Raw genomic sequence first — 20,540 nt, forward strand, 5'->3', positions numbered from 1 at the left:
GCCCGCAGCCTCACGGCCTGGCTGCAGCGCTCGGGTCGCGCACCGACGGATGCCGGCGCCCGCCTCCGCGCCCCGAAGGCGCAGGGGCACCTGCCGCGCGTCGTCGGCGGCGAGCAGATGGGCGAGCTCTTCGCGGGGCTCGAGGCCGCAGCGGCGGACGGCGCCCCGGACGCGCTGCGCGACCTCGCGATCGTCGAGCTGCTCTACGGCTCCGCGCTGCGCGTGTCGGAGGCGTGCGGCGCGGACGTCGACGACCTCGACCTCGGCGCGCTCACCGTGCGCGTGATCGGCAAGGGCGACAAGCAGCGGGTCGTCCCGTTCGGCGTGCCCGCGGCCCGCGCTCTCACCGCCTACCTGGAGGCGGGGCGGCCCGTGCTCCTCGCCCGGGGGAGCGCGGCCGGGGCGGCCCTGTTCCTCGGCAGCCGCGGCGGCCGGATCGGTCCGCGCAGCGTGCACCGCCTCGTCTCGGGTCTGCTTCAAGCGGTCCCGGGATCCGGCCCGTCCGGCCCCCACACCCTGCGGCACTCGGCCGCGACCCACCTGCTCGACGGCGGCGCCGACCTGCGGGCGGTGCAGGCGATCCTCGGGCACGCCAGCCTCGGCACGACGCAGATCTACACCCACGTCTCCATGGAGCGGCTCACCCAGAGCTACCGGCTGGCGCATCCGCGCGCCGTCCTCGACGAGTCCGCCGGCTGACGCGGTCAGCGGCAGGAGCACCGCCCGCTCGAGGCCCCCGAGGAACCGGAGCGGCGACACGTAGCCCGTCTCGTCCCGGGTACCGAGGTGCAGCACCCCTGCGCGGTGCGTCCCGCCGGTGGCGACCCGCCCGACCGGCTCGCCTCGGTGCACGGCCTGACCGCGTACCACGAGCGGGAGCACGGGCTCGAAGCTCGATCGGAGCCCTCCGCCGTGCTCGATCGACACCACCCCGCGGTCCACGATCCGGCCGGCCCACACCACCGTCCCGTCGGCCGGCGCGGTGACGAGCGTGCCGACGGCAGCGGCCAGGTCGACGCCTCGATGACCGGAGCCGTACGGCGTCGCGGGAGCCTCGAAGCCGCGGACGACCGGATGCGGCGCGGCGATCGGCCAGGACCAGCGATGCCCAGCGGCGGGTGCCGTCACCGCCGACGCGGCCAGCAGCAGCAGGACGGTCCAGGATCGGAGCACGCGGTGATGGTCGTCCGTGCCGCCGCGGTCCGGATCTGCGGACCGGGCAGCCGGCCCCGCTGATGTCGTCGCGGGCCCTGGGGAGGAGCGGGCGGCCCGACGGGCCGCGGGTTGCTAGACTGCTGGCCGCATCCCGTCCGCGGGGTGACTTCGCGCGCCCATCCACGGCGGGCGCCGTCCACCGGTCCCTCGATCCACGAGGGCGGACGGAGCCGCCGGGCGCCAGGGCGGATCGACGCACGTCGTCGACCGCGATCAACCGCAACAGCGCCGGAGACGGCGCAGAGAAGAGGATACGGCCGTGGCCGTCGTCACCATCCGCCAGCTGCTCGACAGCGGCGTGCATTTCGGACACCAGACCCGCCGGTGGAACCCGAAGGTCAAGCGATTCATCCTGACCGAGCGCTCCGGTATCCACATCATCGACCTGCAGCAGTCGCTGGCCTACATCGACAAGGCCTACGACTTCGTCAAGGAGACCGTCGCCCGCGGCGGCACGGTCCTGTTCGTCGGCACCAAGAAGCAGGCCCAGGAGGCGATCGCCGAGCAGGCGACCCGCGTCGGCCAGCCGTACGTCAACCAGCGGTGGCTCGGCGGCCTGCTCACGAACTTCCAGACGGTGCACAAGCGTCTGAACCGGCTCAAGGAGCTCGACCTCGTCGACTTCGACGACACGACCAAGGGCTACACGAAGAAGGAGCTGCTGATCCAGCGGCGCGAGCGCGACAAGCTCGAGAAGACGCTGGGCGGTATCCGCAACCTCTCGAAGACGCCGTCGGCGATCTGGGTCATCGACTCGAAGCGTGAGCACCTCGCGGTCGACGAGGCGAAGAAGCTCGGCATCCCGGTGATCGGCATCCTCGACACGAACGCCGATCCCGACGAGCTCGCCTACCCGATCCCCGGCAACGACGACGCGATCCGCTCCGTCGCGCTGCTCACGCGGATCATCGCCGACGCCGCGGCCGAGGGCCTCATCCAGCGCCACCAGGGCTCGAGCCAGGACGCGGCCGAGCCGCTCGCGGAGTGGGAGCGCGAGCTCCTGCAGGCGAGCGCCGGCGTCGATCCGAACGGGCCCGAGGCCGTCGACCTCCAGATCGAGCAGGTCGACGACCGGGTCGAGAACGCCGCCATCACGGGCGAGTCCGAGGACCGCGTCGAGACGGTCGTGGAGGACGCCGCGCAGCCCGAGGCGGTCGTGGAGGCGCCCCAGGCCGAGACCACCGACGCTGCGGCCTCCACGGCCGAGGCGCCCGTGGAGGAGAACGACGCGGACGCCCAGGCGGACGCCGATCTCACGGCCGAGGCCGTCGACGGCCTGGTGCCCGAGCACGCGCCGCAGACCGAGGCGGATGTCGAGGCCGAGGAGCTCGCGAAGTCGAAGCCGGCTCAGCGCCGCCCGAAGAAGGTCACCGACCCGGCTGCGACCGAGGACCCCGAGCCCTCCGCCTGATCCTTCCGGATCCACCGGCCGCGGGCCGTCCGTTCAGCGAGACCCTCTCGCCGCCGGGCGGCCTCCGGCCGTTCCCCCTCGACCAGAGGGCCGGCGTCCCCGCCGACCCCTCGCACTGAAAGGAGTGTCAGCCATGGCCGCATTCAGCGCCGCTGACGTGAAGACCCTGCGTGACCGCCTCGGCGCGGGCATGCTGGACAGCAAGAACGCGCTCGTCGAGGCCGACGGCGACATCGAGAAGGCGATCGAGATCCTGCGGGTGAAGGGGCTGAAGGGCGTCGAGAAGCGCTCCGGCCGCGCCACGACCGCCGGTCTCGTCACCGCGAAGGCCGGCGACGGCGTCGCGACCCTCATCGAGCTCGCCAGCGAGACCGACTTCGTCGCGAAGAACGAGCGCTTCCTCGCGCTCGCCGAGCGGGTGCTCGACGCGGTCGCCGCCGCCGGCGCCGCGGACGTCGAGTCCGCCAAGGCCGCCCCGCTCGTCCCCACGGACACGGCCGGGGGGGCCCCCGCCACCACGGTCCAGGCCTACATCGACGACGAGGCCGCCCTGCTCGGCGAGAAGGTCGAGCTGCGCTCCGTCGAGCAGGTCCGCGGGGAGCGGTTCGCCATCTACCTGCACAAGACGAGCAAGGACCTCCCGCCGCAGGTCGGCGTCGTGCTCGGCTACGCCGGGAACGACGCGGACACCGCGCGCTCCGTCGCGCAGCACATCGCCGTCTACGACCCCACGTACACGACCCGCGCGGACGTGCCGGCCGAGACGGTCGAGCACGAGCGTCAGGTGCTCACCGAGGCGACCCGGAACGAGGGCAAGCCGGAGGCGGCGCTGCCGAAGATCGTCGAGGGCAAGCTGACCGGCTTCTACAAGGAGGTCGTGCTCGTCGACCAGCCCTACGCGCGCGACAGCAAGCAGGCGACCGGTGCGGTGCTGAAGGACGCGGGCCTCACGGTCAGTGGCTTCGCCCGCGTCAAGGTCGGCGCCTGACCCCCGAGCGGATCCAGGCACGAGCGGAAGCGGCGCGGTCCCCACGGGGCCGCGCCGCTTCCGCGTCTCCGCACGCGGACCGCACGCGGACCGCGCGCGAGCCGGCCCGACCCGTGGCTGAGGGCGATACGACCGGACGCAGGACGGGGTCTCCCGCTCGCCCGATAGCCTTGGCGCGGTTCGCGATCCGAGGAGGAACATGCGCCGCGTCGTCCTGAAGCTGTCCGGTGAGGCCTTCGGCGGAGGCACGCTCGGCGTCGCGCCCGACGTCGTCCAGTCGATGGCGCGGCAGATCGCCGCCGGATCGGCCGAGGCGCAGGTGGCGGTCGTCGTCGGCGGCGGCAACTTCTTCCGCGGCGCCGAGCTGAGTCAGCGGGGCATGGACCGCGGCCGCGCCGACTACATGGGCATGCTGGGCACGGTGATGAACGCCCTCGCGCTCCAGGACTTCCTCGAGCAGAACGGCGCCGCCACGCGCGTGCAGTCGGCGATCTCCATGACGCAGGTCGCGGAGCCGTACATCCCGCGCCGCGCGATCCGTCATCTCGAGAAGGGCCGGGTCGTCATCTTCGGTGCCGGCGCGGGGCTGCCCTTCTTCTCCACGGACACCGTCGCGGCCCAGCGAGCACTCGAGATCCACGCGGACGAGGTGCTCGTCGCCAAGAACGGCGTCGACGGCGTGTACACCGCGGACCCGCGGAAGGACCCGTCGGCGGTCAAGCTCGACTCCATCAGCTACTCCGACGCCCTGAAGCGGGGCCTCAAGGTCGTCGACTCCACCGCCTTCAGCCTCTGCATGGACAACGGCATGCGGATGCGCGTGTTCGGGATCGACGGCGACGACACGATCACCCGCGCGATCCTCGGCGAGGAGGTCGGCACCTCGGTGCACCTGTGAGCGCGGACGGCCGGGCGCCGTCCGCCGCCGATAGACTGCGGCAGCCACCGACGGGAAGGACTTCGACGTGATCGCGGACGTGCTGACCGAGGCGGGAGACCGCATGGCCAAGGCCGTCGAGGTCGCCAGGGACGACTTCAACACCGTGCGCACGGGACGCGCCAACCCGGCCCTGTTCCAGCGCATCCCGGTCGACTACTACGGCACCCCGACGCCGCTCGGGCAGCTCGCGGCGCTGCAGGCCCCCGAAGCCCGCATGCTCGTCGTCACGCCCTACGACAAGACCGCGCTCAAGGAGATCGAGCGCGCCATCGCCACGGCCCCGAACCTCGGCGCGACGCCGTCGAACGACGGCACCATCATCCGGGTGATCATGCCCGAGCTGACGCAGGACCGTCGCAAGGAGTTCGTGAAGATCGTCCGCGGCAAGAGTGAGGACGCGAAGGTGTCCATCCGCAACATCCGCCGCCGGGCGAAGGACGACCTCGACGCGCTGAAGAGCGAGGTCGGCGACGACGATGTGAGCCGCGCGGAGAAGGAGCTCGAGGCCCTGACCAAGCGGCACATCGACGCGGTCGACGACGCGCTGAAGCGCAAAGAAGCCGAACTGCTCGAGGTGTAGCGGGTGGAGGACGACGAGGGCGGGAGGACCCCTCGACGGCGTCCCCGCACGACGTGGGAGCTGCAGGAGCAGATCCGGGCCACGCGATCGGACATCGTCGGCCAGGTGCGGGCGACCCGGCTGCAGTTCGACCAGGCGAACGCCCGGATCACCGCCCGCACCGGCCGCAACCTCGTCGTCGCGATCGGCCTCGGCCTCGTGCTCGGCGCAGCGCTGCTCGTCAGTCTGATCGTCGCCAAGCAGCTCTTCCTCATCGTCGCGGTGGTGCTCGTCGGTTTCGGCGCCTTCGAGCTCGCAGGTGCGCTGCGGCACGCCGGCATCCGGGTGCCCCGAGCCGGCTCGGCCACCGCCGGGGTGCTCGCGCAGCCGGTCGCCTTCTTCGCGATGTCGCCCGGTCCGGACGGGGCCCCGGTCCTGCCCGCCGGATGGTTGCTCGCGGTGCTCGGCGCGGTCGTGCTGGCCGTCGCATGGCGGATCGCCGAAGAGGCGCAGGCGGCCACCCCGCGCCGGCCCCTGGTGCGCGACCTGCTCACGACCGCGTTCGTGCAGCTCTACGTGACGGGGCTCGGCTCCTGCGCGGCGGTGCTGACCGCCCAGGCCGGCGGCCAGTGGTGGACGCTGTCCTTCGTCGCCGTGGTCGTCGCCACCGACCTGTTCGCCTACGTGAGCGGTCTGCTGTTCGGCAAGCATCCGATGGCGCCGCGGATCAGCCCCAAGAAGACCTGGGAGGGGTTCGCGGGCTCGGCGATCATGGCGATCGTCGTGGCGAGCGTCCTCGCCCCGCTGCTGCTCGGGGAGCCGATCTGGTTCGGGCCGATCTTCGGCGTCGTCGTGCTGCTCTGCGGCACGCTGGGGGACCTCGGTGAGTCGATGATCAAGCGGGACATCGGGGTGAAGGACATCTCCGGCCTGCTGCCCGGACACGGCGGCTTCCTCGACCGGATCGATTCGGTGCTTCCTTCCGGCGCAGCGGCGCTGCTCCTGCTCTTCCTGGCCCGCTGACGGCAGGATGTCGCCATGGCGACGTCCACTCCATTCCCGCGCGTCCGCGGCCGGCGCTTCGGCTACGACATCGACGAGGTGGAGCACTTCCTCGCGACCGCTCGGGCCGCCTACGACGACAAGCGCACCAACACGGGCGTCACCTCCGGCGACATCCGGCGCACCGCCTTCTCCATGCAGCGGGGCGGGTACGCCACCGCCGCGGTCGACGCGGCGCTCGAGCGGCTCGAGGACGCCTTCGCGGCCCGCGAGCGCGACCGCGTGATGCGCAAGTCGGGTGAGCGCGCCTACTACGCCGAGGCGCGCACGCTCGCGAAGGAGATCATCGGGCGGATGGAGCGGCCGGACAAGCACCGCTTCGACCGCACCGGCGCCTTCGGGCAGGGCTACCGCACGAAGGACGTCGATCGGTTCGGGGACCAGGTGCGGGCGTACTTCGAGGAGGGTGCGCCCCTCACGGTCGAGGAGGTGCGATCGGTGGCCTTCCGGCCCGGTCGCAACGGCTACCGCGAGGCGCAGGTCGATCTGCTGATCGACGGCCTCGTCGAGGTGATGCTCGCGGTCCGCTGACCGGCAGGGGGACGACGCTGTGACGATTGTGACAGGTGTGACGCGCGGGGTGTCGTCCGGGCCCGATTCGACCGCTTTGCTAGGGTGACGGGATCGTGGGAAGGCATTCGGACACCCCAACCCTCCCGTCCTCGGAGCGAGTGCACAGCGCTCGCCCGGTGGCACGGGAGGTCCTCCGACCCCGCGCGGCGCCGCAGGCGCGGCCGCGGGTCCGGGTCGCCGAGGCCCCTCGTCCGGCCTACCGTCGCCCGTTCTCACGCGGCCGACTCGCGCTCAGCGCCTTCGCGATGCTCGCCTGCGCGTGCATCGCGTTCGTGACCGTCACCGACCCCTACGCGGGAGCGACGGCCGAGGCCGCGCCGGCGCTGCAGGCCGGCTCGGGCACGCCGGACTACCAGGTGCAGCGCTTCCCGATCCAGGGCGGCTACGTGCTCGTGAGCGTCACCCGCGACAAGTTCAAGGCCGTGAAGCCGGTCATCGTCGTCCACGACACCACGGCCGCCGCAGGCGGCGGCGGGGGCTCGTCGGGCGGCGGCGCGACGTACACGACGCCGGTGGGCACGGCCCAGACGTTCGCCGCCCAGCTCGTGGCGAGCAACGGCTGGGGCGCGGGCGAGTTCTCCTGCCTCGTGAATCTCTGGAACCGCGAGTCCGGCTGGAACACGCACGCCTATAACCCGAGCGGCGCCTACGGCATCCCGCAGGCCCTGCCGGGCAGCAAGATGTCGGCGTTCGGGGCCGACTGGCAGAACGACTACCGGGTGCAGATCCGCTGGGGCCTCGGCTACATCAGGGGCTCCTACGGCTCCCCGTGCGGCGCCTGGGCGCACTCGAACGCCTACAACTGGTACTGATCCACCGCTCGTGCCACGGCGTAACCGTCCCCGCGGGCCCGCGGACGACGAGGAGGACCTGCCTCTGCGCGTCGGCCCGGCCTTCCGCGTCGAGACACGGCGCGGGCGCCGCTGGAACGTCCAGCCCGTCTCGGGCGTTCAGGCGCTGAAGCCCTACCTGTGCCCCGGCTGCGGCCTCACCATCGCGGAGGGCACCGCACACGTCGTGGTCTGGCGCGCGGACGGGGTGCTCGGCGAGACCGTGGACCTCGAGGCGCGGCGGCACTGGCATCCGCACTGCTGGCGGATCGCATGAGCGACCTCGTCCCGATCCGCAGCGGCACCCGGCTCGTGGCGGATCGCGAGGACGTCGAGCTGGTCACCGTCGACGGCCTGGTGCTCGTCGGAGAGCTGGCGCTGCCGCGCGACGTCCCGCCTGTCGCGACCCTCGTCTGCCTGCACCCGCTGCCCACCGCCGGGGGATTCATGGACTCCCACGTGCTGCGGAAGGCGGCGGCGCGCCTCCCCGCGCTCGCCGGCCTCGCCGTGCTGCGCTTCAACACCCGCGGCACCGAGAGCCCGCGGGGGCGGAGCGACGGCGAGTACGACGGCGGCATCGCGGAACGCTACGACGTCGCAGCCGCGATGTCCTTCGTCGCGGAGCGCGGCCTGCCGGCCCCCTGGCTCCTCGGCTGGTCGTTCGGCACCGAGCTCGTGCTCAAGTTCGGCCTCGCGTATCCGATCGAGGGCGCGATCCTGCTGTCGCCCCCGCTGCATCGCACGAGTGAGGGGGAGCTGGCCGCCTGGCACGGGTCGGGCAAGCCCCTCGTCGTGCTCGTGCCGGAGCTCGACGACTTCCTGCGCCCGGAGGAGGCGGCGAAGCGCTTCGCGGTGGTGCCGGAGGCGCGGCTCGTGCCCGTCGCGGGCGCGAAGCACCTGTGGGTGGGGGAGAACCAGGTGCGGCGGGTGCTCGACGAGGTCGTGGGCGTCGTGGCGCCGGCCCGGGCGCCGCTCCCGACGGAGGTGCCGGCGGCGTTGGTGGCGGAGGCCTAGGCCTCCGCCTGCCTCGGGATGAAGACCTGCTCGATGATCAGCAGGATCGCCGCGGCGACCGGGATGGCGATCAGCGCCCCGAGGATGCCGAGCAGGGTGCCGCCGACCAGCGCGGCGATCACGACCACCACGCCCGGCACCTTGACTGCCCGGTTCATGATGTTGGGGCTCAGGATGTACGCCTCGACCTGCATGTAGACGAGGTAGTAGATCGCGACGATCAGCCAGACGGGCAGGCCGCTCGACGGCCAGAACGGATCGGCGAGCAGCATCTGCCCCGCGACGATGAGCACCGCGCCCGAGATCGTCCCGACCAGCGGGATGAGGCTGCCGAGGAACGCGATGAAGGCGAACACGGCGGGCAGCTTCGCGCCGACGACCGTGAGGAACACGAAGCTCAGCACGCCGTTCACGAGCGCCAGCCCGACCTGCCCCATCACGTACCGGCCGACGGACTGGAAGATCTGCTCGGCGATGTCCGCGAACCGCTCGCGACGCGACATCGGCACGAGCCGGTACAGCGACGACTTGAACACCGGCATCGACGCGGTCAGGTAGAGCGTCAGGATCATCACGATCACCGCCCCGCCGACTCCGCCCGCGATGCCGAGCCCCACCGCGAGCACGCCGCCCGTGATGTTGCCGGCGTTCTGCTGCAGGTACTTCGTCACCTGGTTCGCGATGGAGGTCACGTCGACGGACGGGCCGACGGTGGCCTGCACCTGTTTCAGGAACGCCCTGTAGGAGAGCCCCTGGGTGTAGTCCGCGATCCCGGTGATGAGGTTCGCCGTCTGGTTCACGATCACCGGGACGACCAGGAAGAGGATGAGCGCCACCAGGCCGAGCACCACCACGAGCACGATGATCATCGCGAGCCAGCGCGGCATCCGCAGGCGCTGCAGCTGCGTCACCATCGGGTCGAGCCCGAGGGCGAGGAACACCGCGGCACCCACGTACGTCAGGATCGTGGCCAGGTGCGTGACGGCGCCGCCGATGGCGAGGGCGACGAGCACACCGAGCCCGCCGGCGAGTCCCAGGCGGAAGGCGTTCCGGATCCTCACGGACGCGTCCTGATCAGGACTCGACGTCGACCGGTTCGGCGGAGCCGAGGGCCGACCGCAGGGACTCGAAGTACTGCGCGATGCCGTCCCGCTCCTCGCGGAGCTCGGCGAGCCGCTCCTCCGCGTCCCGCACCAGGCGCGTCGAACGCTCCTCGGCCTCGCTCACGATCGCGGCGGCCCGTTCGCGGGCGTCGGCCACGAGCTCCGCGGCCTCGGTCTCCGCGGCCTCGCGGCGCTTGCGGCCGTCGACCTCGATGGTCATCTCGAGCGCGTCCGCCTCGAGCCGCTTGTCCGCGGCCCGGCGGATGGCGTCCGCGAGCTGCGCGTTCGCGTCGTCGAGGTAGCGCTGCGTCGACGCGACCGCCTCCTGGTGACGGGCGAGGTAGTCCTGCTCGGCCTCGTCGCGCCGGGCCTTCATCTCGACGTCGAGATCGAGGCGGGCCTGCTCGACCTCCTTGGCCGTCTCGGCCCGCAGCTCGTTCAGGTCCTGCTCGAGCGCCGCGCGCGTCGCCTCGTGCTCGCGGGCCTGGGCGATCCTGGCCTCCTCGAGCTCCGCCTGCAGATCGCCCCTGGCGGCCTCCGCCTCCCTGGCGACGTCGACGCGCGCGGCTTCGGCCTCGCGGGCCAGGTCCGCGCGCATCGCCTCGGCGTCGCGGTCGAGGTCGGCACGGGTGCGCTCCACCTCGGTCTGCGCCTCGATGCGCAGCCGCTCGAGCTCGCGGTGCACGTCGGCACGGCGGCCCTCGAGCTCCCGCTGCAGCTCGGCCCGGGCGTAGTCCGTCTCCCGGATGATCCGCTCCGCCTCGTCGCGGGCCGACGCGGTCTCCCGCTCGACCACGACGCGCAGCTCGGCCGCCTCGCGCTCCGCGGCGGCGCGGATCGCGGCCGCCTCCCGCTTCGCGGTGCCGCGGGTCTCGGCGGCCTCGGTCGCCACCGCGCCGCGGATCGCCGCCGCCTCGCGGAGGGCGTCCTGTGTGGTCGTCTCGGCGCCGAGCTCGGCGCGGTGCGTCAGCTGGTCGGCCTCGGCATGAGCGGATTCCAGGATGGCGGCCGCCTGCGAGCGGGCGTCGCCGAGCTGCCGCTCCGCGAGCTCCGCCGCCTCGACGCGCAGGCGGTCGACGTCGGCCTGCGTGGAGGAGCGGAGGCGTTCAGCATCGATGTCGGCCTGCGCGATGACGCGGGTGGCCTGGGCCTCGGCGAGCCGGAGAAGGCTCTCGAGCCGGTGGCCGAGCCCGGCGTAGGTGGGGCTGCCGACCTCCTCGAGCTCCGAGTCGAGCTCCTCGACGCGGGCGGCGAGCCGCTTGACGTCGCGCTGCGCGTCGGCCAGGCCGCTGTTCGCCTTGATCAGCTCGCGCCGCAGCTCCTGCATCGCGCGGTCGACCTCGTCGCGGTTGTAGCCGCGCATCGCGGTGGTGAACCCGGACTCGTCCGACACGTGTCGCTCCTCGTTCGAAAGACCTGTCCCAGTTGGTGGCGGCGTGTCGCGCCGCCGCCCAGTGTAGGTGCGCGGCCGGGACCGTCCCGGGAGCCGGGGGACCGCGATTCTGCAGGCCCGCGACTACACTGTCCGGGTTCACCGGCCCCCGGATGCGGGGCAACGCCGACCGGTGTCCCGGCCAAGGGCTCCGTCCGCACCTACCATCGGCGCCGGCGCGTCCGCGCCGCCACCTACGGGAAGGAGACGGTCCGTGCGCTTCGTGCTGGCCCTCGTGACCTTCGTCGTCGCGGCCGCGCTGATCGCGTTCGGGATCGCTGAGCGCACGGTGCTGAAGCCCGCCGACCACGTCACCGTCTCGGCGTCCGCGCCGAAGGACGTGCGCTACATCGTGATCCCGGGCTCCGTGCTGAAGGCGCACCCCGGCGTGCAGCGGCTCCACCTCGCGGGGTCCGGGCCCGTGTTCGCCGCCTACGGGCGCGCGTCCGATGTCACCGCCTGGCTGTCCGGCCAGCGGTACGCCACGGTCCGCGTCGGGAGCGACGGCGCCACGGCGGCGGCCGCCGTCCGCACGGCGCCCGTGGTCGCCGGCCTGCGCGGCGGACATCCGGATCCGAACGGATCCGACCTCTGGATCGACCAGCAGCGCGCCACGGGTGGGCTCGACTGGACGGTCAACGTGCCCGCCAGCCTGTCCCTCCTCGTCGCGGCGGACGGCACGGCGCCGGCGCCGGCGACGCTGACGGTGAGCTGGCCGGTCCGGGTCACCACGCCCCTCGCGACGCCGATGATCGTGACCGGCAGCCTGCTCGCGCTGCTGGGGCTGCTCCTCTACATCTGGGCGCTCGTGCATCTGCGCCGTCGCCGCGGACCGCGACGCAAGCCGCCGCAGCGCATGCCGAAGCCGCCGGCCCCTCCGAAGTACCGTCCCGCGCGGCCCGCGGTCGTCGCCGCGCCGAAGGGCCGCCGATCGGTCCGCCGGCTCAGCGCCCTGACCGTGGGTGCGGCCGCCGGCGCCGTGCTCCTCAGCGGCTGCCAGGGACCGGTCGCGGCAGCACCGGCGCCGACGTCGACCACGAAGGCCGTGCCGGTCACGCCCGCCGCCGTCACGGAGCAGCAGGCGAACCGCATCGTCGCGAACGCCGCGACCGTGGAGCAGAACGCCGACGCGGCCCTCGCCGCGTCGACGTTGAACGCCCGCTTCGCCGGCCCGGCGCTGGCCCTGCGCAGCGCCGTGTACACGGTGAAGAAGCAGGCGAAGACGACGCCGCTGCCCGAGGCGATCCCCACCTCGGGCGCCGACACCCGGGTGGTGCTGCCTGAGGCCACGCACGCCTGGCCCCGCACGCTCTTCGCGGTCGTGACCGCACCGGCGTCCGCCAAGCGGGCGCCCGTGGCCCTGACCCTGGTGCAGGCGACACCGCGGGATCCGTACCGGGTGCAGTACGAGACCGCACTCGTGCCGGGCGTCACGCTCCCGCTGCTGCCGTCGGCGCTGCTCGGCGCCGCGCGGCTCAAGCCGGACACGCGCCTGCTGAGCATCGCCCCCGGTGCGCTCCCCGCCGACTACGGCCTGCTGCTCCGGCAGGCCCACGCGCCGATCGCGGCGGGCTTCGCCACCGCCGGGGATCCGCTGCTGAAGAAGGTCGGCGAGCCGGCGAAGGCCGCGGTCGTGAAGAGCCTCGGCAGCACGGCGAGGATCACGTTCGAGGACGGCCTCCCCGATCCGTCGGCCGTGGTCGCGATGGCGACCGCCGACTCGGGCGCACTCGTCGCCGTGCCGCTCACGGAGACGTGGACGGTGAAGCCGACCAAGTCGGGCGTCAAGGTGAAGCCGAGCGGTGCCACCGAGATCCTCGCGAAGACCAAGTCCTCGACCAAGGGCATCGCCTCCACCTACGGCTACCAGCTGCTGTTCTCGGTGCCGCCCGCCGGCTCGAAGGACCCGGTCCGGCTGCTCGGCTACGCTCAAGGGCTGATATCCGCGAAGGAGTTGTGACGCACGTGGCTGCAGTTCCGGGCGCTTCCATCAGCGGCCTCCGCGGCGCGATCGATCTCGCGCCGCTCGTGGCCAGGCAGAACCAGCAGGCGCAGCAGGTGGCGGGCGGCCGGCCCGCTGCCGCCGACGGGGCACCCGCCGACGGGCCGCCCGGCGTCGTCATCGAGATCGGCGACGCGGACCTCGGCCGGGTCGTCGAGCTCTCCCGCACGGTCGCGGTGGTGCTCGCCGTCGTCGCCGAATGGAGCACCCCGTCCGCGCAGCTCCTGCCCGCCCTGCAGCGGGTCGTCGAGTCGGCGGGCGGTCGTCTCGTGCTCGCGATCGTCGACCACGACGCGAACCCGGGCATCGTCGAGAGCCTCCAGGCGCAGTCCGTCCCCACGGTCGTCGCCGTCATCGCGGGCCGTCCCGTGCCGCTGTTCGCCGGCGCCGTGCCGGAGGAGCAGCTGGCGCCGCTCTTCGAGCAGGTGCTCGAGCTCGCGAGCCAGAACGGCGTCACCGGATCCGTTCCGATGACGGATCCGGTAGCCGAACCGGACGTCGAGCCCGAGCCCGAGCCGCTGCCGCCGCTGCACGCGGAGGCGTACGAGGCGATCGACCGTCAGGACTACGCCGAGGCCGCGCGGCTGTTCCGCACCGCCATCGCGCAGGACCCGCGGGACGCAGCGGCCGTGGCGGCGCTCGCGCAGGTCGAGCTGCTCGACCGTCTGCGCACCGTGCCGGGGGATGTGCGCACCCGCGCCGCGGCGGACCCGAAGGACGTGGACGCGGCGCTCGCGGTCGCCGACCTCGACATGGCGGGGGGACACCTCGAGGACGCGTTCGCGCGCGTGCTCGACGCCTTCGCGGGCGCGCCCCCCACCGAGCGCGAGACGCTCCGCACCAGGCTCCTCGACTACTTCGCGCTCACCGGGAACGACGACCCGCGGGTGGCGGCCGCCAGGCGCCGCCTCGCGATGCTGCTGTACTGACGGGGCGCGTCAGGCCGTGCGACTCGCACTGCTGCCGCCGCGCGTGCCGGTGAGCACGGCGACGTCCGCGACGAGCGCGTGCGTCGCCGCCTCGATCGTCGCGGCGACCGTCTCGTAGATGTCGAGGCTGTAGGCGTAGGGGTCGAACACGTCCCACTGCCGTTCGTCGGCGGGCGCGGGCGTGGACCGCTTCTTCGTCGTCATCGCGGCGACCACGAGCCGCAGCTTGGCCTCGAGCCGGTCGCCACGGCCGATCGGGTGCCGGCGGCGCCCGTCGGCGGCCTGGCCGAGCAACGCGACGAACTCGAGCAGGGCGAAGGTCCGCGCCCGCAGCGCGGGGTACTGCAGCACGATCTGCGCCCGCTGCTTGCGGGTCATGGTGAGCACCAGGTCCGCGCGCTCCGCGAGCGCCCGGCTCATCGGGGCCGCGCGGTGATCGCCGAGGTCGAGGTCGCGCCGTCGCGCGACGGTCTCGAGGTTCGAGGGCAGCGGCATCCCGTCGATCGCGTCGACGCCGGCGCTGACCGCGGCGACCTCATCCGCGCTGCGGGGCCAGATGCGGTGCAGCTCGCGCACGACGAGCCGGGCGGCGAGCGCACTGCGGCCGACGTTGCCGCTGCCGACGAACAGGATCGTGAACGTCATGCGGGGATCTCCTCGAGTACGGCGTGTCGTCCCAGCGTAACGGTCACGGTGGGGTAACGGCCGTGCCTCGTCAGTAGGCCCCGTCGGACGAGAGCACCGCCTTCGCCGTGCGCCAGAGGATCTGCAGATCCTGGGTCATCGACCAGTTCTCCACGTAGTAGAGGTCGAGCCGGATGCCGTCCGCCCAGCCGAGGTTGGAGCGGCCGCTCACCTGCCACAGCCCGCTGAGCCCCGGCGTCACGGCGAGGCGACGCAGCTCGCGCCGGTCGTACTCGGACACCTCGGACGGCAGGGCGGGGCGCGGGCCGACGAGGCTCATCTCGCCGCGCAGCACGTTGACGAGCTGCGGCAGCTCGTCGAGCGAGTACCGGCGGAGCACCTTGCCGATGCGCGTGATCCGCGGGTCGTCGACGAGCTTGAACAGGCCCTTGTCCATGCCGGCCGTGAGCTGCGCCCGGCGTGCGTCGGCGTCGGCGCTCATCGAGCGGAACTTGAGGATGTCGAACGGCTCGCCGTTGCGGCCGATCCGCTCCTGGCGGTAGAAGACGCCGCCCGAGCTGTCCCGGGCGACGAGCACGGCGATGATCGCGAACATCGGCGCGAGGACCACGAGCAGCGCCGAGGCGACCACCATGTCGAAGGCCCGCTTCGCGAAGCGGCCGGCGCCCCGGTAGTGCGGGGTCTCCACGTGGATGAGGGGCAGGCCTGCGACCGGACGGAGGTGGATCCGGGATCCGCCCACGTCGGTGAGCGCCGGCGCGAGGACGAGCTCGTGCTGGCGGGGCTCGAGCTGCCAGGCCAGGTCGCGGATCCGCTCGGGGGGCAGGTGGTCGCTGCTCGTCGCGAGCACGGTGTCCGCGCCGATCGTGCGCAGCACCCGGGGCACGTCGTCGACGGCGCCGACGATCGGCAGGTCGCCGAGGGAGCCGCCGATGGGGCCGTCCGTGAGGGCGACGCCGACGACGTGATAGCCGTGGCCGGGCTCCCTCGCGAGATCACGGGCGGTCTGCAGCACCGTCTCCGTCGAACCGATGAGCACCACGCGGTGCGAGAAGGCACCGGTCACCCGGCGCCGGACCAGCCAGCGGCGCCACAGCCAGCGCGAGCCGAGCAGCGCGGCGGTGCCGATCGGGAACACGGCGAGCACGTAGCCGCGGGACAGATCGAGGCCGAGGAAGAAGGCGGCGATGATCGACACCGCGAAGGCGGCGAAGCCGGCGCGGAGCACACGGCGGTACTCGGTGCTGCCGTTGCCGATCTCCCGCTCGTCGCGGCTGTCGATCACGGCGAGGAGCGCGATCCAGACGACGGCGAGCAGCAGCGAGAACTGCGGGTAGGTGATCCGGAGCACCGCGCGGCTGTGGGTGCTCATCGGCAGGAGCTGCGGGCCGAGGAACACGAGGTGGCAGGCGAGCGCCGAGAGGCCCACGGCGAGCACGTCGGTCACGACGAGACGGCGGGCGTAGCGCGTCGACCAGCGGCGCACGACGGGGATCGCGGGCGCGGCGGTCGATCGGGCCGGTACGGAGAGGGGGGAGGAGGTCATGATCCTTGTCGGTCCAGGGAACGGACCCGAAGACGCCGACGTCGGGGACGCCGGTCTCCGGCTCGCACGGGTTGGGGGTGCGTCGAGCGGCAGCCGTGTGGGGCCACCGGCGCGCGCGGTCAGGAACCCGGAGCGGAGTCGAAGGGAAGGAGGTGCAGGGGGGAACTGCTGAGCATGGGCGGGCTCGATTCGGGATGCGTCGGGACGTGCTGAGCACGAAGCCAGCACACGCGATGGGTGGGATCGCCGGGGAGCGATACCGCCGGATCGGACGGCCGATGGGTGTCGGCCTTCGGGGTGATCCGCCGGCGTTCCGACGCTACCGACGGGAGAACCCCCCGGCAAGAGGCAGGACGCGTCCGGGCCCCCCCTTTTCGGGGCACCTGGGGGCCGGATCCGAGCCCCGATCACCGGCAGGCCGGCCATCGGGGCGGCGCCGCAGGGTCACTTCCGGCGCTTCGGCCGCAAGTAGAGCGCCCCGAGCGGCGGCAGGGTGAGCACCACGGAGGCCGGGTGGCCGTGCGACGGCTCGTTCTCCGCGACGACGGCGCCGTAGTTGCCGACGCCGGACCCGCCGAACTCGGCCGCGTCCGAGTTGAGCAGCTCCTCCCAGGTGCCGGCGAAGGGCAGCCCGATGCGGTAGTCGCCGACGGGGCGGCCGGAGAAGTTGAACAGCGCGGCGACGGGGTTGCCGTCCCGGTCCCAGCGGAGGAACGCGAGCACGCTGTTCGCCGCGTCGCTGCCGTCGATCCAGCTGAAGCCGGCCGACGACGAGTCCTGCTGCCAGAACGCCGGGTTCTCGCGGTAGACGCGGTTCAGCTGGGCGACGAAGGACAGCAGGCCGCGGTGGGCGGGCTGGTCGAGGATCCACCAGTCGAGGCTGCGCTCCTGGCTCCACTCGGACCGCTGCCCGAACTCCTGGCCCATGAACAGCAGCTGCTTACCGGGGTGCGCCCACTGGAAGGCCAGGTAGGCGCGCACGTTCGCGAGCTGCTGCCACGGGTCTCCCGGCATCTTGCCGATGAGGGACCCCTTGCCGTGCACGACCTCGTCGTGGCTGATCGGCAGGATGAAGTTCTCGCTGAACGAGTACAGGAAGGAGAACGTGAGCTCGTTCTGGTGGTAGTTGCGCCACAGCGGGTCGTTCGAGATGTAGCGCAGCGAGTCGTTCATCCAGCCCATGTTCCACTTCAGGCCGAACCCGAGCCCGCCCTGCGAGGTGGGGTGCGTGACGCCGCCCCAGCTGGTCGACTCCTCGGCCATCATCATGACGCCGGGATGGAGCTTGTAGGCCGTCGCGGTGGTCTCCTGCAGGAAGCTGATCGCCTCGAGGTTCTCGCGCCCGCCGTAGCGGTTCGGCAGCCACTGCCCGTCCTCGCGGGAGTAGTCGAGGTACAGCATCGACGCGACGGCGTCGACCCGCAGCCCGTCGACGTGGAACTCGTCGAGCCAGTAGAGGGCGTTGGCGACGAGGAAGTTGCGCACCTGGCTGTCGCCGAAGTTGAAGATCAGCGTGCCCCAGTCCTGGTGCTCGCCGAGGCGCGGGTCGCTGTGCTCGTAGAGCGGCTGGCCGTCGAAGCGCGCGAGCGCGAAGGCGTCCTTCGGGAAGTGCCCTGGCACCCAGTCCATGTAGACGCCGATGCGGGCCTGGTGCAGCCGGTCGATCAGGTACTTCAGGTCGTCCGGATGCCCGAATCGGGACGTCGGCGCGTAGTACCCGGTCACCTGGTAACCCCACGACGGCTCGTACGGGTGCTCGGCGAGCGGCATGAACTCGACGTGCGTGTACCCGGTCTCGTGCAGGTAGTCGATGAGCTGGTCGGCGGCGTCCCGGTAGCCGAGGCCCTGCCGCCACGAGCCGAGGTGGATCTCGTAGACGCTGATGGGCTGGTCGTTCGGGTTCTGGCTCGCCCGGGCGCTCATCCACGCGGAGTCGCCCCAGCGGTAGCTGCTCTCGGTGACCACGGAGGCGGTGGCGGGCGGCTGCTCGGTGTGCCGCGCCATCGGGTCGGCCTTCTCGATCCACTCGCCGGACGCGGTGAGGATCTCGTACTTGTACGCGTTGTACGGGGCGAGGTCGGGGACGAAGAGCTCCCAGATGCCCGTCTTGTCCAGCCGGCGCATGGCGTGGAGCACGCCGTTCCAGTTGTTGAAGTCCCCGATCAGGCGCACGGCCTGCGCGTGCGGCGCCCACACCGCGAACGCGGTGCCCCACGCCTCCCTGGCGATGCCCTGCATCGGCCGGTGGTGCGAGCCGAGCATCTCCCAGAGGCGCTCGTGGCGGCCCTCGCCGAAGAGGTGGAGGTCGACGTCGCCGACGCTCGGCAGGTACCGGTACGGGTCGTCCGCCGTCCACTGCACGTCGCCCTCGTACGTGGTCTCGAGCACGTAGTCGGCGAAGCCGGCGACGGAGACGCCCTGCCAGACGCCGTGACCGATGTGCGCGAGCTCCACCCTGGCCCCGGTGTCGAGCACCGCCACGACGGTCAGCGCGAGCGGACGCAGGGCGCGGATCACCACGGCCCCGGCCTCGGGCAGCCCGGCGGGGTGCTGGCCGAGCACCGCGTGGGGCCCGGAGTGGGTGCCCTCGGCGACCCGCACCAGCTCCTCGCCCGAGGGCCGCGCCACCTCCGGCTGCGCCGAGGGGACGACGCGCGCCGCGGTCGGCTCCGCGACGTCCGGAACCTCCGTCGCCTCGGTCTGCTCGGGCTGCTGCTTCTTCGCCATGACGGGTCTTCCTTCCGCTGATCGCCTCAGGACTCGACGTGCAGGATGTGGACGGGCTCGGTGAAGGGGTCGAGCCGCACGTAGTCGTCCGTGCCCCAGTGCCACACCGAGTCCGTGATGAGGTCGTGGGCGGGGAAGGTCTCGCCCGGCGGCCGGGCGAACAGGGTCGGATCGAGGTGGACGACCGTCTCGCGGCTGCCGTGCGGGTCGAGGTTCGCGACCACGAGGATCGTGTCCGGGCGGCCCGAGTCGGTGAAGGCGCCGTCGAGGTGCTTGCTGAAGACGAGCACGGCCTCGTCGTCGCTCCAGTGGAACCGGATGTTCCGCAGCTGCCCGAGGGCGGGGTGCCCGCGCCGGATCGCGTTCAGCCGCGTCAGGTACGGCGCCAGCGTGCGCCCGAGCATCGCCGCCTTCGTCCAGTCGCGCGGGCGGTACTCGTACTTCTCGTTGTCGATGTTCTCCTCGGACCCGGGCCGTGCCACGTCCTCGTAGAGCTCGTAGCCGGAGTAGACGCCCCAGGTCGGCGAGCTGGTCGCCGCGATCGCCGCCCGGATCTTGTAGGCCGCCGGTCCGCCGAACTGCAGGTACGGCGTGAGGATGTCGTGGGTGTTCACGAAGAAGTTCGGCCGCAGGTAGTCGGCGGTCTCCGTGGACAGCTCGGTGAGGTACTCGGTGAGCTCCGCCCGGGTGTTCCGCCACGTGAAGTACGTGTAGCTCTGCTGGAAGCCGACCTTCGCGAGCCCGCGCATCATCGGCGGCCGCGTGAACGCCTCCGCGAGGAAGATCACGTCGGGGTGGGCGCTGTTCACGTCGTGCAGCAGCCGCTCCCAGAAGCCGAGGGGCTTCGTGTGCGGGTTGTCGACGCGGAAGATGCGGATGCCGCGGTCGATCCAGACCTGGAAGATGCGGCGCATCTCGAGGTAGCTGCCCTCGGGGTCGTTGTCGAAGTTCAGGGGGTAGATGTCCTGGTACTTCTTCGGCGGGTTCTCCGCGAAGGCGATGCTGCAGTCGGGGAGCGACGTGAAGAACTGGGGATGCTCGCTCACCCAGGGATGGTCGGGGGAGGCCTGCAGCGCGATGTCGAGCGCGAGCTCCATCCCGGACTGCGTGACCGCGTCGACGAAGAAGCGGAAGTCGTCCTCGTCGCCGAGCTCCGGGTGGATGGCGTCGTGGCCGCCCTCCGCCCCGCCGATGCCGTACGGCGAACCGGGATCGTGCGGGCCCGCGGTGAGCGTGTGGTTCGGGCCCTTGCGGTTCGTCATCCCGATGGGGTGCACGGGCGGGATGTAGACGACGTCGAAGCCCATCGCGGCGATCGCCGGAAGGCGCTCCGCGGCGGTGCGGAAGGTCCCCGACTGCCAGGAGCCGTCCTCGCGCCGCACGGCGCCCTCGGAGCGGGGGAAGTACTCGTACCAGGCGCCGCGCCCTGCCCGCTCGCGCTCGACGCGCAGCCGGCGCTCGGCGGAGAGGGTCACGAGGCTTCTCAGCGGCACGCGCTCGATCGCCGCGAGGAGGTCCGGCTCCTTCGCCGCCTGCAGGCGCTCCAGAGCGTCCACGTCCTCGG

General features: G+C 72.5%; 17 protein-coding genes and 2 pseudogenes. 12 read left to right on the top strand and 7 right to left on the bottom strand.

Annotated features, from left to right (window positions below; translation table 11 throughout):
• Positions 1-699, top strand: a 699-nt coding sequence (locus JWQ92_RS08650; protein WP_297344058.1) for a tyrosine-type recombinase/integrase, incomplete at its 5' end; no start/stop codon positions are given.
• Between the two features lie 63 nt (positions 700-762).
• On the opposite strand, the pseudogene JWQ92_RS08655 reads toward JWQ92_RS08650, so the two are convergent.
• Positions 763-1,173 (bottom strand): annotated as a pseudogene (locus JWQ92_RS08655) (murein hydrolase activator EnvC); the annotation flags it as partial.
• Positions 1,174-1,474: 301 nt separating this feature from the next.
• Here JWQ92_RS08655 and rpsB point away from each other — a divergent pair.
• The 9 genes and pseudogenes from rpsB to JWQ92_RS08700 all read left to right on the top strand — a co-directional run.
• Positions 1,475-2,437, top strand: a pseudogene (gene rpsB / locus JWQ92_RS08660) (30S ribosomal protein S2); the annotation flags it as partial.
• A gap of 322 nt (positions 2,438-2,759) precedes the next feature.
• Positions 2,760-3,614, top strand: a complete 855-nt coding sequence (gene tsf / locus JWQ92_RS08665; protein ID WP_297344059.1) for a translation elongation factor Ts — start codon at positions 2,760-2,762, stop codon at positions 3,612-3,614.
• Between the two features lie 199 nt (positions 3,615-3,813).
• Positions 3,814-4,512, top strand: coding sequence for a UMP kinase (pyrH, locus tag JWQ92_RS08670; protein ID WP_297344060.1), 699 nt, complete (start codon positions 3,814-3,816; stop codon positions 4,510-4,512).
• Between the two features lie 67 nt (positions 4,513-4,579).
• On the top strand, positions 4,580-5,134 hold the full coding sequence (gene frr / locus JWQ92_RS08675) for a ribosome recycling factor (protein ID WP_297344061.1): 555 nt from the start codon (positions 4,580-4,582) through the stop codon (positions 5,132-5,134).
• A 3-nt stretch (positions 5,135-5,137) separates the two neighbouring features.
• The gene (locus JWQ92_RS08680) at positions 5,138-6,136 is read left to right on the top strand and encodes a phosphatidate cytidylyltransferase (protein WP_297344062.1); all 999 of its coding nucleotides are present in this window, start codon (positions 5,138-5,140) and stop codon (positions 6,134-6,136) included.
• 15 nt (positions 6,137-6,151) lie between these two features.
• Complete coding sequence (locus JWQ92_RS08685) at positions 6,152-6,706, top strand: DivIVA domain-containing protein (RefSeq protein ID WP_297344063.1); 555 nt, start codon at positions 6,152-6,154, stop codon at positions 6,704-6,706.
• A 158-nt stretch (positions 6,707-6,864) separates the two neighbouring features.
• The gene (locus JWQ92_RS08690) at positions 6,865-7,560 is read left to right on the top strand and encodes a hypothetical protein (RefSeq protein ID WP_297344064.1); all 696 of its coding nucleotides are present in this window, start codon (positions 6,865-6,867) and stop codon (positions 7,558-7,560) included.
• 58 nt (positions 7,561-7,618) lie between these two features.
• On the top strand, positions 7,619-7,855 hold the full coding sequence (locus tag JWQ92_RS08695; RefSeq protein WP_297344074.1) for a hypothetical protein: 237 nt from the start codon (positions 7,619-7,621) through the stop codon (positions 7,853-7,855).
• Entirely contained in the window at positions 7,852-8,592 is a 741-nt protein-coding gene (locus JWQ92_RS08700) for an alpha/beta hydrolase (RefSeq protein ID WP_297344065.1), read from the top strand. The genes JWQ92_RS08695 and JWQ92_RS08700 overlap by 4 nt, the downstream gene beginning before the upstream one ends.
• On the opposite strand, the gene JWQ92_RS08705 is transcribed toward JWQ92_RS08700, so the two are convergent.
• Entirely contained in the window at positions 8,589-9,653 is a 1,065-nt protein-coding gene (locus tag JWQ92_RS08705) for an AI-2E family transporter (protein ID WP_297344066.1), read from the bottom strand. The two genes, JWQ92_RS08700 and JWQ92_RS08705, sit on opposite strands and share 4 nt — an antisense overlap.
• Before the next feature lie 13 nt (positions 9,654-9,666).
• Entirely contained in the window at positions 9,667-11,088 is a 1,422-nt protein-coding gene (locus tag JWQ92_RS08710; protein ID WP_297344067.1) for a DivIVA domain-containing protein, read from the bottom strand.
• Positions 11,089-11,341: 253 nt separating this feature from the next.
• Here JWQ92_RS08710 and JWQ92_RS08715 point away from each other — a divergent pair, with 253 nt between their 5' ends.
• Both JWQ92_RS08715 and JWQ92_RS08720 read left to right on the top strand, forming a co-directional pair.
• Positions 11,342-13,087 (top strand): hypothetical protein, encoded by a 1,746-nt coding sequence (locus JWQ92_RS08715; protein ID WP_297344068.1) that lies wholly within the window; start codon positions 11,342-11,344, stop codon positions 13,085-13,087.
• 5 nt (positions 13,088-13,092) lie between these two features.
• The gene (locus tag JWQ92_RS08720; protein WP_297344069.1) at positions 13,093-14,058 is read left to right on the top strand and encodes a tetratricopeptide repeat protein; all 966 of its coding nucleotides are present in this window, start codon (positions 13,093-13,095) and stop codon (positions 14,056-14,058) included.
• 9 nt (positions 14,059-14,067) lie between these two features.
• Here JWQ92_RS08720 and JWQ92_RS08725 read toward each other — a convergent pair whose 3' ends face one another.
• From JWQ92_RS08725 to JWQ92_RS08740, 4 genes are all read right to left on the bottom strand, one after another.
• Positions 14,068-14,703 (bottom strand): hypothetical protein, encoded by a 636-nt coding sequence (locus JWQ92_RS08725; RefSeq protein WP_297344070.1) that lies wholly within the window; start codon positions 14,701-14,703, stop codon positions 14,068-14,070.
• A 70-nt stretch (positions 14,704-14,773) separates the two neighbouring features.
• Positions 14,774-16,249, bottom strand: a complete 1,476-nt coding sequence (locus JWQ92_RS08730; protein WP_297344071.1) for a sugar transferase — start codon at positions 16,247-16,249, stop codon at positions 14,774-14,776.
• A 444-nt stretch (positions 16,250-16,693) separates the two neighbouring features.
• Positions 16,694-18,976 carry a 1,4-alpha-glucan branching protein GlgB gene (glgB, locus tag JWQ92_RS08735; RefSeq protein ID WP_297344072.1) on the bottom strand — a complete coding sequence of 761 codons (2,283 nt, stop codon included), beginning with the start codon at positions 18,974-18,976 and terminating at the stop codon, positions 16,694-16,696.
• A 26-nt stretch (positions 18,977-19,002) separates the two neighbouring features.
• Positions 19,003-20,540: alpha-1,4-glucan--maltose-1-phosphate maltosyltransferase (locus JWQ92_RS08740; protein WP_297344073.1), on the bottom strand; the 1,538-nt coding region annotated here is incomplete at its 5' end.

It is taken from the genome of Amnibacterium sp. (genome assembly GCF_025463795.1).
Lineage (GTDB): Bacteria > Actinomycetota > Actinomycetes > Actinomycetales > Microbacteriaceae > Amnibacterium.